16 protein-coding genes and 1 pseudogene are annotated in these 14,688 nt (G+C 70.5%); 7 read left to right on the top strand and 10 right to left on the bottom strand.

What is annotated here, in order from left to right; all coding sequences use genetic code 11:
* A pseudogene (locus tag A5714_RS20815) lies at positions 1 to 210 on the bottom strand (bifunctional riboflavin kinase/FAD synthetase); the annotation flags it as partial.
* Between the two features lie 102 nt (positions 211 to 312).
* Between A5714_RS20815 and mntR the strand changes: the two are divergent.
* Positions 313 to 1,005 carry a manganese-binding transcriptional regulator MntR gene (gene mntR / locus A5714_RS20820; protein WP_068074609.1) on the top strand — a complete coding sequence of 231 codons (693 nt, stop codon included), beginning with the start codon at positions 313 to 315 and terminating at the stop codon, positions 1,003 to 1,005.
* A gap of 28 nt (positions 1,006 to 1,033) precedes the next feature.
* Here mntR and A5714_RS20825 read toward each other — a convergent pair whose 3' ends face one another.
* Positions 1,034 to 2,224, bottom strand: a complete 1,191-nt coding sequence (locus tag A5714_RS20825; RefSeq protein ID WP_068288417.1) for a lipid-transfer protein — start codon at positions 2,222 to 2,224, stop codon at positions 1,034 to 1,036.
* Between the two features lie 136 nt (positions 2,225 to 2,360).
* Between A5714_RS20825 and A5714_RS20830 the strand changes: the two genes are divergently transcribed.
* Positions 2,361 to 3,116, top strand: a complete 756-nt coding sequence (locus A5714_RS20830; protein WP_068288420.1) for an SHOCT domain-containing protein — start codon at positions 2,361 to 2,363, stop codon at positions 3,114 to 3,116.
* Between the two features lie 4 nt (positions 3,117 to 3,120).
* Here the strand turns inward: A5714_RS20830 and truB are convergent, their stop codons facing one another.
* From truB to A5714_RS20845, 3 genes are read right to left on the bottom strand one after another with little or no spacing between them, the layout of a single operon-like run.
* A complete protein-coding gene (truB, locus tag A5714_RS20835) occupies positions 3,121 to 4,020 on the bottom strand; it encodes a tRNA pseudouridine(55) synthase TruB (RefSeq protein ID WP_068288423.1) in 900 nt (299 codons plus the stop codon).
* A complete protein-coding gene (locus tag A5714_RS20840) occupies positions 4,017 to 4,703 on the bottom strand; it encodes a 4'-phosphopantetheinyl transferase (protein ID WP_068288426.1) in 687 nt (228 codons plus the stop codon). Before A5714_RS20840 ends, truB begins: the two co-directional genes overlap by 4 nt.
* Positions 4,700 to 5,665: a metallophosphoesterase gene (locus A5714_RS20845; protein ID WP_068074594.1), complete on the bottom strand. Its 966-nt coding sequence runs from the start codon at positions 5,663 to 5,665 to the stop codon at positions 4,700 to 4,702. Before A5714_RS20845 ends, A5714_RS20840 begins: the two co-directional genes overlap by 4 nt.
* Before the next feature lie 159 nt (positions 5,666 to 5,824).
* Here A5714_RS20845 and A5714_RS20850 point away from each other — a divergent pair, with 159 nt between their 5' ends.
* Together A5714_RS20850 and A5714_RS20855 are read left to right on the top strand one after the other, a co-directional pair.
* Positions 5,825 to 6,412, top strand: a complete 588-nt coding sequence (locus A5714_RS20850; protein ID WP_068074736.1) for a DUF3558 domain-containing protein — start codon at positions 5,825 to 5,827, stop codon at positions 6,410 to 6,412.
* A gap of 3 nt (positions 6,413 to 6,415) precedes the next feature.
* Positions 6,416 to 8,140: a CocE/NonD family hydrolase gene (locus tag A5714_RS20855; RefSeq protein ID WP_068288429.1), complete on the top strand. Its 1,725-nt coding sequence runs from the start codon at positions 6,416 to 6,418 to the stop codon at positions 8,138 to 8,140.
* Here A5714_RS20855 and A5714_RS20860 read toward each other — a convergent pair.
* Positions 8,099 to 8,659 (bottom strand): DUF1802 family protein, encoded by a 561-nt coding sequence (locus A5714_RS20860; RefSeq protein ID WP_068074588.1) that lies wholly within the window; start codon positions 8,657 to 8,659, stop codon positions 8,099 to 8,101. The genes A5714_RS20855 and A5714_RS20860 overlap by 42 nt on opposite strands.
* On the bottom strand, positions 8,656 to 8,934 hold the full coding sequence (locus tag A5714_RS20865) for a DUF2277 domain-containing protein (RefSeq protein ID WP_068074585.1): 279 nt from the start codon (positions 8,932 to 8,934) through the stop codon (positions 8,656 to 8,658). Before A5714_RS20865 ends, A5714_RS20860 begins: the two co-directional genes overlap by 4 nt.
* A gap of 271 nt (positions 8,935 to 9,205) precedes the next feature.
* Between A5714_RS20865 and A5714_RS20870 the strand changes: the two genes are divergently transcribed.
* From A5714_RS20870 to A5714_RS20880, 3 genes are all read left to right on the top strand, one after another.
* Positions 9,206 to 9,955, top strand: a complete 750-nt coding sequence (locus A5714_RS20870) for an enoyl-CoA hydratase (protein ID WP_068074733.1) — start codon at positions 9,206 to 9,208, stop codon at positions 9,953 to 9,955.
* A 21-nt stretch (positions 9,956 to 9,976) separates the two neighbouring features.
* A complete protein-coding gene (locus tag A5714_RS20875; RefSeq protein WP_068288432.1) occupies positions 9,977 to 10,342 on the top strand; it encodes a hypothetical protein in 366 nt (121 codons plus the stop codon).
* Between the two features lie 71 nt (positions 10,343 to 10,413).
* Positions 10,414 to 11,004: a hypothetical protein gene (locus A5714_RS20880; protein ID WP_068288435.1), complete on the top strand. Its 591-nt coding sequence runs from the start codon at positions 10,414 to 10,416 to the stop codon at positions 11,002 to 11,004.
* Positions 11,005 to 11,034: 30 nt separating this feature from the next.
* Here A5714_RS20880 and A5714_RS20885 read toward each other — a convergent pair whose 3' ends face one another.
* From A5714_RS20885 to infB, 3 genes are all read right to left on the bottom strand, one after another.
* Positions 11,035 to 12,045 carry a bifunctional oligoribonuclease/PAP phosphatase NrnA gene (locus A5714_RS20885; RefSeq protein ID WP_156747425.1) on the bottom strand — a complete coding sequence of 337 codons (1,011 nt, stop codon included), beginning with the start codon at positions 12,043 to 12,045 and terminating at the stop codon, positions 11,035 to 11,037.
* Positions 12,020 to 12,526 (bottom strand): 30S ribosome-binding factor RbfA, encoded by a 507-nt coding sequence (gene rbfA, locus A5714_RS20890; protein WP_068288441.1) that lies wholly within the window; start codon positions 12,524 to 12,526, stop codon positions 12,020 to 12,022. The genes A5714_RS20885 and rbfA overlap by 26 nt, the downstream gene beginning before the upstream one ends.
* Before the next feature lie 51 nt (positions 12,527 to 12,577).
* Positions 12,578 to 14,688 (bottom strand): translation initiation factor IF-2 (gene infB / locus A5714_RS20895; protein WP_082959885.1); only part of this gene is annotated, 2,111 nt, incomplete at its 5' end.

Here is a 14,688-nt window from a genome sequence, read left to right on the forward strand (position 1 = left end):
CTGCGCCGGATGGCTGCCCGGATAGACGACTTCCATGGGATGCGGGTCGAAGGTCATCAACACCGCCGGCACGTTACGGGCCCGTCCGGCCTTGACGGCGTGCGCGATCAACTCGGCGTGGCCGCGGTGCACACCGTCGAAGACGCCGATGGTGAGCACGCACCTGCCCCAGTCCGTGGGTATCTCGTCTTGGCCGCGCCAGCGCTGCACGCCCGCAAGCCTACGGCGCCGGGTCGCCGTCCGGGAGACCGAAACGGCGTCGGGTGTCGTGGAGCACACCGATCGGGGTTGGGTTGCCTAAACTCTGTCGATGTGAGGGCTGACGAAGAGCATGGTGGTCTCACCGCTGTCGGCCAGGACTATCTCAAGGTGATCTGGAACGCCCAGGAGTGGTCGCACGCCAAGGTCAGCACCAAGATGCTGGCCGAGAAGATCGGGGTGTCGGCCAGCACCGCGTCGGAGTCGATCCGCAAGCTCGCGGAGCAGGGCCTCGTCGACCACGAGAAGTACGGCGCGGTGACGTTGACCGAGGCGGGCCGCCGCGCGGCGCTCGGCATGGTGCGCCGGCACCGGCTGCTGGAGACGTTCCTGGTCAACGAGCTCGGCTACGCCTGGGACGAGGTGCACGACGAGGCCGAGATCCTCGAGCACGCCGTCTCCGATCGCCTGGTGGCCCGCATCGACGCCAAGCTCGGTTTCCCGCAGCGCGACCCGCACGGCGACCCGATTCCCGCCTCGGACGGGCAGGTGCCCACCCCGACGGCGCGGCAGCTGTGGGCGTGCGACGACGGGGACGCCGGGACCGTGGCCCGCATCTCCGACGCCGATCCGCAAATGCTGCGTTACTTCGCCGACGTCGGCATCAACCTCGACTCCCGGCTGCGGGTGCTCGCCCGCCGCGAATTTGCCGGCATGATCACCGTGGCGATCGCCTCGGGCGGTGGCGCCGAGGAGACGGTGGACCTGGGCAGCCCCGCCGCCCGGGCGATCTGGGTGACGGACTGAACGTCCGACGCGCTGCCCGCCGGGCGGCTCAACGCTCGGCGCGCCGGTAGGCGGTCACCACGGCGGCGCCGCCCAGCCCGATGTTGTGTTGCAGCGCGGCGGTGACGTTGTCCACCTGGCGCTTGTCCGCGCGGCCGCGCAGCTGCCAGGTGAGTTCGGCGCACTGCGCCAGACCCGTGGCCCCCAGCGGGTGCCCCTTGGAGATCAGGCCGCCGGACGGGTTGACCACCCACCGCCCGCCGTAGGTGGTGTCGCCGTTGTCGATCAGCTTCGGCGCCTCACCCGGGGCGCACAGGCCCAGCGCCTCGTAGAGCAGCAACTCGTTGGCGGAGAAGCAGTCGTGCAGCTCGATCACCTGGAAATCGTCGGGGCCCAGCCCGGACTGATCGTAAACCTGTTGCGCCGCTTGGACGTTCATGTCATAGCCGATGAGGTTCTTGGCGCTGCCGTCGAACGTCGACGCGAAATCGGTGGTCATGGCCTGCCCGACGATCTCGACCGCCTGGGAAGCCAGGTCGTGGCTGTCGACGAACCCCTCCGAGGCCAGGATGGCCGCGCCGGAGCCGTCCGAGGTCGGCGAACACTGCAGCTTGGTCAGCGGGTCGGAGATCATCCGCGCGGCCAGGATGTCGTCGAGCGTGTAGGAATCTTGGAACTGCGCGAACGGGTTGTTCACCGAATGTTTGTGGTTCTTATAGCCGATCTTCGCGAAATGCTCTGCGGTGCTGCCGTATTGCTTCATGTGCTCACGCCCGGCGGCGCCGAACATCCACGGCGCGACGGGCATCGCGAACTCGTCGATCGCGGCCATCGCCTTGACGTGCTTGCCCATCGGCGATTCGCGGTCCTGGGCGCCGCCGCCCAGCGAGCCGGGCTGCATCTTCTCGAAGCCCAGCGCGATGGCGCAGTCCACGATGCCGCCGCGGATCGCCTGGGCGGCCAGGAAGAGCGCCGTCGACCCGGTCGAGCAGTTGTTGTTGACGTTGACGACCGGGATGCCCGTCATGCCGAGCTCGTAGAGGGCCCGCTGCCCGGACGTGGAGTCACCGGCCACATAGCCGACGTAGCCCTGCTGCACCTCGCGGTAGTCGATGCCCGCGTCGCGCAGCGCGTTGGTTCCGGATTCGCGCGCCATGTCGGGATAGTCCCAGCCCTCGCGGCGGCCCGGTTTCTCGAACTTCGTCATGCCGACGCCGACCACGAACACCTTATTGGGCATGACGCACCTCTTCGATCGTTTTTCTTGACACCTGTCTAGTCGGCAGCTTAGCCGCGCGGAGGCGCGCGCAGGAACCCCCAACCGGGCGTCGCTTGCGTACGCTCAGACGAACACCGACGACGAAAGACTCATCACTATGCAGGCAGCGGTCACTCCCGAAGCCGCCAACGCCATCGCCGACATCGCGTCGCGCCACGGGCTGTCCCGCGAGGCCGTCCTGGCCATGCTGTTCGCCCTGCAGACCGGCGGCGGCACCATGGCGCAGTTCTCCATTCCCGAATTGGGCGGGTCCGGGCAGTGGATGCGCGGCGGGATGACGATGGTTGGCGACATGTTCGACAACGCGCTCAAGGCGCGGGTCGACGCCCTGTGCAACGACCTGGTGCAACTGCTCGCCACCACCACGGTGTTCCCCGCGCAGGCGCAGGCCGGCGCGGCGCAGGCGCAGGGCGGGTTCGCGCAGGCCGGCTGGTGGCCGGCCGACCTGGGCGTCCCCAGCGCCTCGGGTGCACAGAACAACGTGCGGTACGCGTTCTTCCCGGCCACCCGGCGGTTGGCGCTCCAGATCGACGGTGTGACAAGGATTTTCGATACCGGTGAGCACCACATCGGCGGGGTGCAGCAACAGCAGGGCGGCGGGTACGGCTCGGTCAGCTTCACCAGCCAGCTCGGCACCTTCGGCGTGTCGGACCTGCGGGAGCTCGGCGCTCAGCAGGTCGCCGAGACGCCCGCGGCGGCGCCTGCCCCGACGGCGCAACCCGCCCCCGCGGCGGCGGGGGATCCCGCGTCGGTCGTCGCGGCCATCGAGGCGCTGGCCGGCTTGCACGAGCGCGGCATCCTGTCCGACGACGAATTCGCGGCGAAGAAGGCCGAGCTGCTCGGCCGGTTGTGAGGGGTTAACTCGTCCCGTTCTGCATCGTCGCCGGGCGGACCACCACCACCGATTTGGTTCCGCGGCCCTCATCCCGCAGCAACGCCATCACCCGGCCGTCGGCAGCGGTGGCGGCGTAGACGCCGGGGATGCCGGCGGGCTCGAGGGGGCGGCCGTGCGCGGTCGCCTCGGCCTCCGCGGCGGACAGGTCGCGCCGCGGGAACACCAGCAGGCAGGCGTCGTCCAACGTGAGGCTCAGCCGGGGCTGCGCGGCGAGCGCCTCGAGCGGTTGCGCCCACTCCAGCGAGAACCGGCCGACGCGGGTACGGCGCAGCGAGGTGAGGTGCCCGCCCACGCCCAGCGTCGCGCCCAGGTCGCGGGCCAGCGCGCGGATGTAGGTGCCCGACGAGCAGTCCACCTCGACGTCGAGATCGAGCAGCCCGTCCGCGCAGCGCCGAACGGCGAGCACCTCGAAGCGATCGATGCGCACCGGGCGCGCCGCGAGCTCGACGGCCTGGCCCTCGCGCGCCAGCCGATACGCGCGCTGGCCGTTGACTTTTACGGCGCTCACTGCCGACGGCACCTGCTCGATGTCGCCCCGCAATCCGGCCACGGCCGCCGCGATCGCGTCGTCGGTGACGTGCGCGGCCGAGGCCCCGCCGACCAGTTCGCCCTCGGCGTCGTCGGTGCTGGTGGCCTGGCCCAGCCGCACCGTGGCGGAATAGGACTTGGGGGCGGCGGTCAGCAGCCCGAGGATCTTGGTGGCGCGCTCGACGCCGAGCACCAGCACGCCGGTGGCCATCGGGTCCAGCGTCCCCGCGTGGCCCACTCTGCGGGTGCCGAAGATCCGCCGGCACCGGCCCACCACGTCGTGACTGGTCATCCCGGGCGGCTTGTCGACGACGACGATGCCCGGGTCACTCATAACGCGATGGCGGTCAGCACGAGGCCGCGCTCGACCGACCAGCGGCCGCGCAGCGCGGTCAGCGGCGGCCCGGACAGCGCCGCCGGGTCGATCAGGATCCGCGAGACGAAGCCGCCCGTCACCGCCTCGGGCCCGTCGGCCTCGAACGTGATGTGGGCGTCCTCGAAGCCCAGCCACCGCTTGGTCAACGGGAACCAGGCCTTGTACGTTGCCTCTTTGGCGCAGAACAGGATTCGGTCCCAATGCAGCGTCGCCGGCAAGGCGCGGGGAATCTCGGCGCGCTCCTCGGGCAGGCTGATCGCGCCCAGCACGCCGTTGGGCAGTTCGTCGTGCGGTTCGGCGTCGATGCCCAGCGAACGCACCGCCGACGAGCGGCCGACCACCGCCCCGCGAAAGCCCGTGCAGTGCGTCAGGCTACCCACCACACCGTCGGGCCAGCACGGTTCTCCCTTGTCGCCCTTCAGGATTGGCACCGGGGGCAGGCCCAGTTCGGCCAAAGCGAGGCGCGCGCAGTGCCGCACGGTGATGAACTCGTTGCGCCGCTTGGCCACCGACTTGGCGATCAGCGGCTCCTCTTCGGGCAACGGGACCAGGTCCGGTGGATCCGAATACAGCTCGGCGTAGGCCGGCCCGTCCGGCGTCGGCTCCGGTAACACCGACGCGAGCAGCGTCTCCCCCGTCACCGTGATTGCCGCTGCTGCAACCGGTCCCGGAATTGCGCGGCTTGCGCCTTCATCTCGGGAGTGATGGTGAAGTGGCCACCGAAGTCGTTGAGGTCCCCCGGCGCGTACTGCGGATCGGGCAGCACCTGCCGCAGCCAGCGGGGCGGCTTGCGCCGGCGCCATTCCCGGGGGTAACCCACCGACACCTCCTCGAAGCGCACGTCGTCATACCAGGTGGTGCGCGGGATGTGCAGATGGCCGTAGACCGAGCACACGGCGTTGTAGCGGGTGTGCCAGTCGGCGGTCTTAGTGGTGCCGCACCACAGCGAGAACTCGGGGTAGAACAGCGCGTCGCACGGGTCGCGAACCAGCGGGAAGTGATTCACCAGCACCGTCGGCGTCATCCAGTCCAGCTGCTCCAGACGCGCCCGGGTGAGCTCAAGGCGCTCGCGGCACCAGGCCTCCCGCGTGGGATAGGGCTCCGAGGACAGCAGGAACTCGTCGGTGGCCACGATGTTGCGCTCCCGCGCGATCGTCAGGCCCTCGGCCTTGGTGGTCGCGCCGTCGGGCAAGAACGAATAGTCGTACAGCAGGAACATCGGGACGATGGTCGCGGGGCCGCCGCGCTCGGTCCACACCGGGAACGGATGCTCGGGCGTGATCACGCCCATCTCGTCGCAGACGTTGACCAGGTACTCGTAGCGGGCCTTGCCGAAGATCTGCACCGGGTCCCGGGTGGTGGTCCACAGCTCGTGGTTGCCCGGCACCCAGATCACCTTGGCGAACCGCTTGCGCAGCAGGTCCAGCGCCCAGCGAATCTCGTCGGTGCGCTCGGCGACGTCACCGGCGACGATCAGCCAGTCGTCTGGATGCGAGGGGTGCAGCGACTCGGTGACCGGCTTGTTGCCGAGGTGACCGGTGTGCAGGTCCGACACCGCCCACAGCGTCGGTTGTCCCCCATTGGTCGATTCCTGGCCTGCCACGACTAACCAGCCTAACGACTCGGCCGGCGGGCCCCGGCCGCACCGGGCCGCGGCGGGCCGACTCGCGGCGAAACTGGAACGAGTTCTCGTTCCCCTGTGGCGGCCCGCGGGCGACTTGTACACTCCCCGCAAAGGGCCGCCGAGGCGTGAGGGGGTGTGGTGTTCGCCAAAGTGCGTCTGCTCGGGGCGTTGAGTGCGCTGCTCACAGCGGCCGTGGGAGGGACGGTCGGCTGGCAGCAGTCGCCCCCGTCGCCCGGCGGCGACCGGCAGCCGGTCGAGCTGCGGTCGACGGCGCAGCCGCTGGAGACCACCATGAAGAGCCCCATCGTGGCGACCACGGATCCGCGCCCGTTCGACGCCTGCGAGGACATCCCGTTCGACGTGATCCAGCGGCTCGGGTTGAGCTTCACCCCGCCCGAGCACGAGGACGGCCTGCGCTGCCACTTCGACGCCGGCAACTACCAGATCGCCGTCGAGCCCATCATCTGGCGCACCTACGAGCAGTCGCTGCCCGCCGACGGCGTCGAAACGACGATCCAAGGCCACCGCGCGGCGCAGTACTGGGTGCTCAAGCCGACCTACCACAACAGCTACTGGTTCTTCTCCTGCATGATCGCGTTCAAGACCAGTTACGGCGTGCTGCAGCAGGCGTTGTACTACTCGACCGTGTACTCCAACCCCGACGTCGACTGCATGCAGACCAATCTGCAACGAGCCAACGACCTGATCCCGTACTACAAGTTCTAGGCCGTGAGTCTGACCTCGATTCGACCCGACCCGTCCGCGCTGCACACCGTGCGCCACCTCGGTGACAAGGCGCTGGGCCGCCTGCTGGGCCTGCCGCCGGTGAGCAGCGACTACTGCGTGCAGCGGGTGCGCGTGCCGATGCGCGACGGGGTCGAGCTCAGCGCCGACCACTACGCGCCGACGACCGCCACGCCCGCCGGTGTGGTGCTGGTGCGCGGACCCTACGGCCGCGCGTTTCCGTTCTCGCTGGTCTTCGGTGCGCTCTACGCGGCCCGCGGCTATCACGTGGTGCTGCAGAGCGTGCGGGGCACCTTTGGGTCGGGCGGGGACTTCGAACCGATGGCCAACGAGGCCGCCGACGGCACCGACACCGTGCAGTGGCTGCGTGAACAGCCATGGTTCCCAGGGCGATTCGCCACCATCGGGATGTCGTATCTGGGCTTCACCCAATGGGCGCTGCTGCGCGACCCGCCGCCGGAGCTGGCGGCGGCGGTCATCGCCGTGGGGCCGCACGACTTCAACGAATCGACCTGGGGCACGGGCACATTCGCGATCAACGACTTCCTGGGCTGGAGCGACATGGTGTCGCACCAGGAGGAGCCGGGGCGCATCCGGTCCGGCCTGCGCCAGCTGCGGGGCCGACGCCTGGTGGAGGAGGCGGCCGCGGCGGTGCCGGTGGGTGAGGCCGCCCGCGCGCTGCTGGGCACGGGCGCACCCTGGTTCGAAGCCTGGGTGGAACACTCCGACCCCAACGACCCCTTCTGGGACGCGTTGCGCTGCACCGAGGCGCTGGACCGCGTGCAGGCGCCCGTGCTGCTGATCGGTGGTTGGCAGGACATCTTCCTGCGCCAGACGCTGCAGCAGTACCGGCACCTGCGGGGCCGCGGCGTCGACGTCGCGCTGACCGTCGGGCCCTGGACGCACACCCAGCTCATCACCTCGGGCCTCGCCGGCTGCGTGCGCGACACCCTGGACTGGCTGGACACCCACCTGCGCGACGCCGCCCCGCGCCGGCCCAGCAGGGTCCGCGTGTGCGTGACCGGCGTGGACAAGGGTCAAGCGTGGCGCAACCTGGCCGACTGGCCACCGACCACCACCGAACGCGCGCTGTACCTGCGGCCCGGCGGGCACCTCGGTGAGACCGCGCCGGCCAATCCGAAGTCGTTGGCGCCGGCCACATTCCGCTACGACCCCGCTAACCCGACGCGCACCATCGGCGGCCCGCTGCTATCACCCAACGGCGGCTACCGCGACGACAGCTCGTTGGCGCTGCGTGACGACGTGCTGGCCTTCACCAGCGTCACCCTCACCGACGATCTGTACGTCTACGGCAATCCGGCCGTCGAACTGGCCCACAGCTCGGACAACCCGCACGTCGACGTGTTCGTTCGGCTCAGCGAGGTCGACCCAAAGGGCCGCTCGCGCAACGTCACCGAGGGGTACCGGCGGCTGACGCCCGCCAAGAAGCCCAAGGCGACCGTCCGCATCGAACTGGACGGCGTCGCCCACCGCTTCCGCGCCGGCTCACGGGTGCGGGTGTTGATCGCGGGCAGCTGGTCGCCCCGCTACGCCCGCAACCTGGGCACCGGGGAGCCGGTGCTGACCGGACGTGAGCTCATACCGGCCACTCATACGGTGGCCTACGGCCGTTCACGGCTGCTGCTTCCCGTCGGCCGCGCCGACGCGTCAGCCGACGGCGTCGCGGACGCGGGCGGCCACCGCGGCTAGAGCGTCGTCGTCGAGAATCGGCGCGCCCAACGGGGCGTCGACCGTGAGGTCCACCCAACTCTTGCAGCCGCCGTGCTCGGGCGTGCGCAGGATCCGGACCGGGTCGGCGAGCGGCGTCACCGACACCACGAGCACCGCCAGCCTGTGCTTGGGGCGAAAATCCAGCCGGTCGGCGCGCACCGACTCACGGGTCCAGATGTGCAGGTCCTCGATGGCGTCGAGGTTCTCGGGCTGGTTGACGGCAACCGCCGCAACAACTTTCGCGGCGGCCCGGATCACCAGGTGGTCCTCCGTGCTGTCCGCGGCGGCGGGCTGCAGCAGGTCCTGATGCTCGGGGCGGACGCGTTCGGCGTGGCTGTGCGCGACGGTCGGGAACAGCAGGAACTCGCTGGCGGCCAATTCGAAGCGCTTCTCGCCGATGCCGCCTTTGCGCAGCAGCACCCGCTGCCGGCCGTCGAGCAGGGCGTGCACGGCGGCGCTCCACTCCTTGAGGGCGGGCACCGTCGCGGTGAGGGTCATTTCGCGCCGGCCAATCGGGTCGCCCTGGCGACGACGTCTGGCCGGCGCAACGGCGGCACGGTCTTGGGTGGCTGACGGCGCGGCGGCAGCGCGCCGAGCAGGCGCGCGGTGGTGGCGCTGATCTCGGCGATCGCCGCCTCGAACGCATCGGCCTGGGCCGCCGAGGGATGCGTGATGCCGCTGACCTTGCGTACGTACTGCCGCGCCGCCGCCTCCACCTCCGCCCCGGTGGCCGCGGGCTGCAGACCGCGCAGTTCCGTGATGTTCCGGCACATGCCTAACACGATAGGTGCGCCTCGCCGAAGGCGCGCGCCGGATGGCGGGGCCGACCAGGTGGCGGAGTCCGGCACCTCCGCGGCGGCGCGGCCGGATGGTGGGGCCGGCCAAGTAGGTACCCGAAGTGCCCGCCTCGCAGCGACATTGTGGCCGGCTGGCCGGGCGATGCCTCGTTGTCGCTATGAGGCGGGCACTTTGCCTACCCCTCCCCCACCCGTGACCCCCGTGACCACGCGTCACGCGATCACCGGTACTGGCTACGGTGAAGGCATGACTGATGACATCCTGTTGATCGCCACCGACGAGCGGGTGCGCACGCTGACCTTGAACCGCCCGCAAGCGCGCAACGCGCTGTCCTCGGCGCTGCGGGACCAGTTCTTCGCGGCCCTCGCCGACGCCGAGGCCGACGACGACGTGGACGTCATCATCCTCACCGGCGCCGACCCGGTGTTCTGCGCGGGCCTGGACCTCAAGGAGTTGGGCGGGCAGTCCGCGCTGCCCGACATCTCGCCGCGGTGGCCGTCGATGAGCAAGCCGGTGATCGGGGCGATCAACGGCGCCGCCGTCACCGGCGGCCTGGAACTGGCGCTGTACTGCGACATCCTGATCGCGTCGGAGAGCGCCCGCTTCGCCGACACCCACGCCCGCGTCGGCCTGCTGCCCACCTGGGGCCTCAGCGTGCGGCTGCCGCAGAAGGTGGGCATCGGCCTGGCCCGGCGGATGAGCTTGACCGGTGACTACCTCTCCGCCGCCGACGCGCTGCGCGCGGGCCTGGTCACCGAGGTGGTGCCGCACGACCAGCTGCTCGACGCGGCCCGGCGGGTGGCGTCGGCCATCGTCGGCAACAACCAGAACGCGGTGCGGGCCTTGCTCGCGTCGTATCACCGCATCGACGAGACGCAGACCGACGCGGGGCTGTGGCTCGAGGCCACGGCCGCCCGGCAGTTCCGCACCAGCGGCGACGACATCGCCGCCAACCGCGACGCCGTATTGCAGCGCGGCCGCGCCCAGGTGCGCTGACCGGCCACCCTCCGGCGACCCATGGCGGGCTCCGCGCCGACGCCACACCGCCCCGCCGGCGACGTCACCGCGACCACGGTGCTGTTCGTCGTCCAGGGGGCGCTGAGCGCCGTCTGCTTCGGCCTGGCGCTGCTGTCGTTGATTTACCTGATGATGCCCATCTGCAGCGACAACTGCGACAGCCCCGACGTCACCCGCTTTGTCCACCGAACGTTCGTGGGGGCCGTGGTCATCGCCGGTGGCGCGGCGCTTGGGTTGCTGGTGTCCGGCGCCGGGGCCCTGGTCACCGGCCTGCGACACCGGCCGGGCATGTGGAAATGGCCGGCGCTCGGCCTGGCGGTGACCGTCGTGTCCGGCTTAATCGCCGTGGGCGTGTGGGTGAACTGACGGCGGCCAATACGATCCCAACAACGATCGTCGGAGAATCAGCACCACCGACCCGAGGCAAGGAGGCGCCGATGCGTGCCGTTGTCGACGTCAGCATGCGGGCGCTGGGCGGCGCGGCCCTGGCGGCCGCGTCGGCGCTCACGGGGCTCGCCCCGCAGGCGGGCGCGCAGCCGCCCCCGGCATTCCCCAACCTCGACACCTTCACGGCGATGCCCGCCGAGGGCTACCTCGTCACGGGCCAGCAGACCGCGCCGCGGATCGGTTTCACCGTGCCGTCGACGGCCTCCTCGGCGATCGTGTGTGACTTCTACGGCGGCCCATCGCCCGCGCCGCAACCGTCGGCGGACCTCAAGTGCCGGGGCGACATCCCCGGGCTGGACGACGTTCCCGTGCCGGGCGGGCGGGCCCGCCCGGGCGACTGCCTGGTGGGCGCGGTCGATTACAAGGGGCCGGGCTACCAGCTGAGCCGCATGTCCGAGGGCGGTTGCGACGGCAGCGCGGCCACGCCGCAGACCGGCGCGAAGGCGCTGGGCGCCGGCCAGAAAGTGTCCTATTTGAGCGTCACCTGCGCCGTCGGCGCCGACAGCCTCGTCGCCTGCCTGGACACCACCAGCGGGGACCATGGGTTCGTGCTGCAGCGCTCCGGCAGCTGGGCCTTCTAGAAAGCTCCGAAGGAGCTTCTAGGAGTTGAGTCAGGCGAGGGCGGCGCGCAGCGACGCCACCACCTGCTCGATCGAGCCGGTCGTCGAATAGCCGGCGGCCAGCCGGTGCCCGCCGCCGCCGAACACCGAGGCGACCGCGGCCAGGTCCACCCCGGCCTTGGCGCGCATCGAGACCGACCACCGTTGCGGCGCGATCTCCTTGAAGACGGCAGCGACCTCGGCTTGCTGGGTGGTGCGCACGATGTCGACGATGCTCTCCACCTCCTCCGCGCGGGCACCGAGCCAATCGGCGTGGTGCACCACGGCATAGACCAGCCCGCGCCCGCCGACCTCCTCGGGCAGCAGCTGCGCCGAGCCCAGCACCCGCGACAGCAACGGCAGCCACTCGAAGGGGTGCGTGTCCATCAGGGTCCGGCTGATCGCGGCGTTGTCCACGCCGATCTCGACCAGCCGGGCGGCCAACCGCAGCGCGCGGGCGCTGGCCCACCGGAACGACCCGGTGTCCGTCGTCAGGCCGGCGTAGATGCAGTGCGCGACGTCGGGCTCGATCGGCTTACCCCAGGCGTCGAGGATGTCGGCGATCAGCAGCGTGGTGGCGTCCGCGGTCACGTCGATCAGGTTGGCGGTGCCGAACATGTCGTTGGACACGTGATGGTCGATGACCAACACCTGCCGATCGGGGCCGGCCAGGTCGGCCAACGCGCCCAACCGCTTGACGCTCGGAACGTCAACCGTGACAACAAGATCCACGTCGCGACGCATCGCGTGCGGCTCGACGAGCAGCTTGCAACCCGGCAGTGAGGCCAACGACTCCGGCAACGTCGCCGGTTCGGCGAAGCTCACCTCGACGGACTTACCGCACTCGTTGAGCACCAGCGCCAACGCCAGCCCGGCACCGATGGTGTCGGCGTCCGGATGGACGTGCGCGATAATCGCGACCGTCGACGCGTCCGACAGCAGCGCGACGGCGCCCGCCGCGTCGACCAGCGCGCCCACTCGGGACGCGCCGCCCAGTTCACTCTTCGAATTGATCGCCGTCACCGATGTTCCCGTCGAGCCCGCGTCCGGACCGGGCGCCGGGGTCAACCCCCGGCCCGGTCTCCCGGTACGGATCGGCTTCCCCCGCCGGCTTGGCGCCGGAGCGAACGCGCGCGAGGTCGGCGTCCCGGGCCCGCGCCTCGGCGAGCAACGCGTCCATCCGCTGCACGGTGTCGGTCGTGGTGTCCCGGGTGAACGTCAGCGTCGGCGTGAAGCGCACCCCGGTGCCCGCGCCGACCATGGTGCGCAACGCGCCCCTGGCCCGGTCCAGCGCCGCCGCGGCGGCCGCGTAGTCGGGCTCCTCGTCGAGCGTGCGTCCCATCACGGTGTAGAAGACCGTCGCGTCGTGCAGGTCGGCGGTCACCTTCGTGTCGACGATCGTCACACCGTCCAGGCCGGGGTCCTTGATCTCGAACTCGATCGCCGAGGCGACGATGGTGTTGATCCGCTTGGCCAGCCGGCGCGCCCGAGCGGGATCAGGCATTCCGATTCACCGCCTCCTCCTCATCGCTTCGCTCTGCATCGTCGACGGTGGTCAGGTCCGTTCCTTCTCGACCAGCTCGTAGGACTCGATGATGTCGCCTTCCTTGATATCGGAATAGCCCAGCGTCATACCGCATTCGAAGCCCTCGCGGACCTCGGTCACGTCGTCCTTCTCGCGCCGCAGCGAGTTGATCGTGAGGTTCTCGGTCACCACGACGTTGTCGCGCAGCAGCCGGGCCTTGGCGTTGCGGCGCACCACCCCGGAGGAGATCATGCAGCCGGCGATGATGCCCACTTTCGAGGACCGGAAGATCGCCCGGATCTCGGCGCGACCGAGGGTGTTCTCCTCGTAGATCGGCTTGAGCATGCCGCGCAGGGCCTTCTCGATCTCGTCGATCGCCTGGTAGATCACCGAGTAGTAGCGGATCTCCACACCCTCGCGGTTGGCCAGCTCGGTGGCCTTGCCCTCGGCCCGCACGTTGAACCCGATGATCACCGCGTCCGACGCCGACGCCAGGTTGACGTTGGTCTCGGTGATGCCACCGACGCCGCGGTCGATGACGCGCAGCGCCACCTCGTCGTCGACCTCGATGCCCATCAACGCTTCCTCGAGCGCCTCGACCGTACCGGCGTTGTCGCCCTTGAGGATCAGGTTCAGCTGGCTGGTTTCCTTCAGCGCCGAGTCCAGGTCCTCCAGGCTGATCCGCTTACGGGACCGCGCCGCCAGGGCGTTGCGCTTGCGCGCGCTGCGCCGGTCGGCGATCTGGCGGGCGATGCGGTCCTCGTCGACGACCAGGAAGTTGTCCCCGGCGCCGGGCACCGACGTGAAGCCGATGACCTGGACCGGCCGCGACGGCAGCGCCTCCTCGACGTCGTCGCCGTGCTCGTCGACCATGCGACGGACGCGGCCGTAGGCGTCACCCGCGACCACCGAGTCACCGACGCGCAGCGTGCCGCGCTGGACCAGGACGGTCGCGACCGGGCCGCGGCCGCGGTCCAGGTGCGCCTCGATGGCCACACCCTGGGCCTCCATCTCGGGGTTGGCCCGCAGGTCCAGGGCCGCGTCGGCGGTCAGCAGCACCGCCTCGAGCAGCGCATCGATGTTGGTGCCCTGCTTGGCGGAAATGTCGACGAACATCGTGTCACCACCGAAGTCCTCGGCGACCAAACCGTATTCGGTGAGCTGGCCCCGGATCTTGGCGGGGTCGGCACCCTCGACGTCAATCTTGTTGACCGCCACCACGATCGGCACGTCGGCCGCCTGCGCGTGGTTGATGGCCTCCACCGTCTGCGGCATCACGCCGTCGTCGGCGGCCACCACCACGATCGCGATGTCGGTGGCCTTCGCGCCGCGGGCACGCATGGCGGTGAACGCCTCGTGACCCGGGGTGTCGATGAAGGTGATCGGCCGCTCGACGCCGTCGTGCTCGACGGTGACCTGGTAGGCGCCGATGTGCTGGGTGATGCCGCCGGCCTCGCCCTCGCGGACGTTGGCCTTACGGATGGTGTCCAGCAACCGGGTCTTACCGTGGTCGACGTGACCCATCACCGTCACCACCGGCGGCCGGGTCTGCAAGTCGTCCTCGGTGCCCTCGTCCTCGCCGTAGGTCAGGTCGAAGGACTCCAGCAGCTCGCGGTCCTCATCCTCGGGGCTGACGACCTGCACCACGTAGTTCATCTCGCTGCCCAGCAGCTCGAGGGTCTCGTCCCCGACCGACTGCGTGGCCGTGACCATCTCGCCCAGGTTGAACAGCGCCTGCACCAGCGACGCGGGGTTGGCGTTGATCTTGTCGGCGAAGTCGGACAGCGACGCGCCGCGGGCCAGCCGGATGGTCTCGCCGTTGCCGTGCGGCAGCCGCACGCCACCGACGACGGGGGCCTGCATGTTCTCGTATTCGGCGCGCTTGGCCCGCTTGGACTTGCGGCCGCGACGCGGGGCGCCGCCCGGACGGCCGAACGCGCCGGCCGCACCGCCGCGCTGACCGGGACGGCCACCGCCGCCACCGCCGCCGGGACGACCCCGGAAGCCGCCGGGACCGCCACCACCGGGCGCCGCGCCGACTCCACCGCCGCCACCGCCGCGGTAGTTACCGCCACCGCCGCCGGGACCGCCGGGACGACCACCGCCGGGTCGCGGGGCGGCAGGTCGGTCGTCTCGATCAG

Origin of the sequence: Mycobacterium sp. E2462 (assembly GCF_001672685.1) — a bacterium.
Classification (GTDB): domain Bacteria; phylum Actinomycetota; class Actinomycetes; order Mycobacteriales; family Mycobacteriaceae; genus Mycobacterium.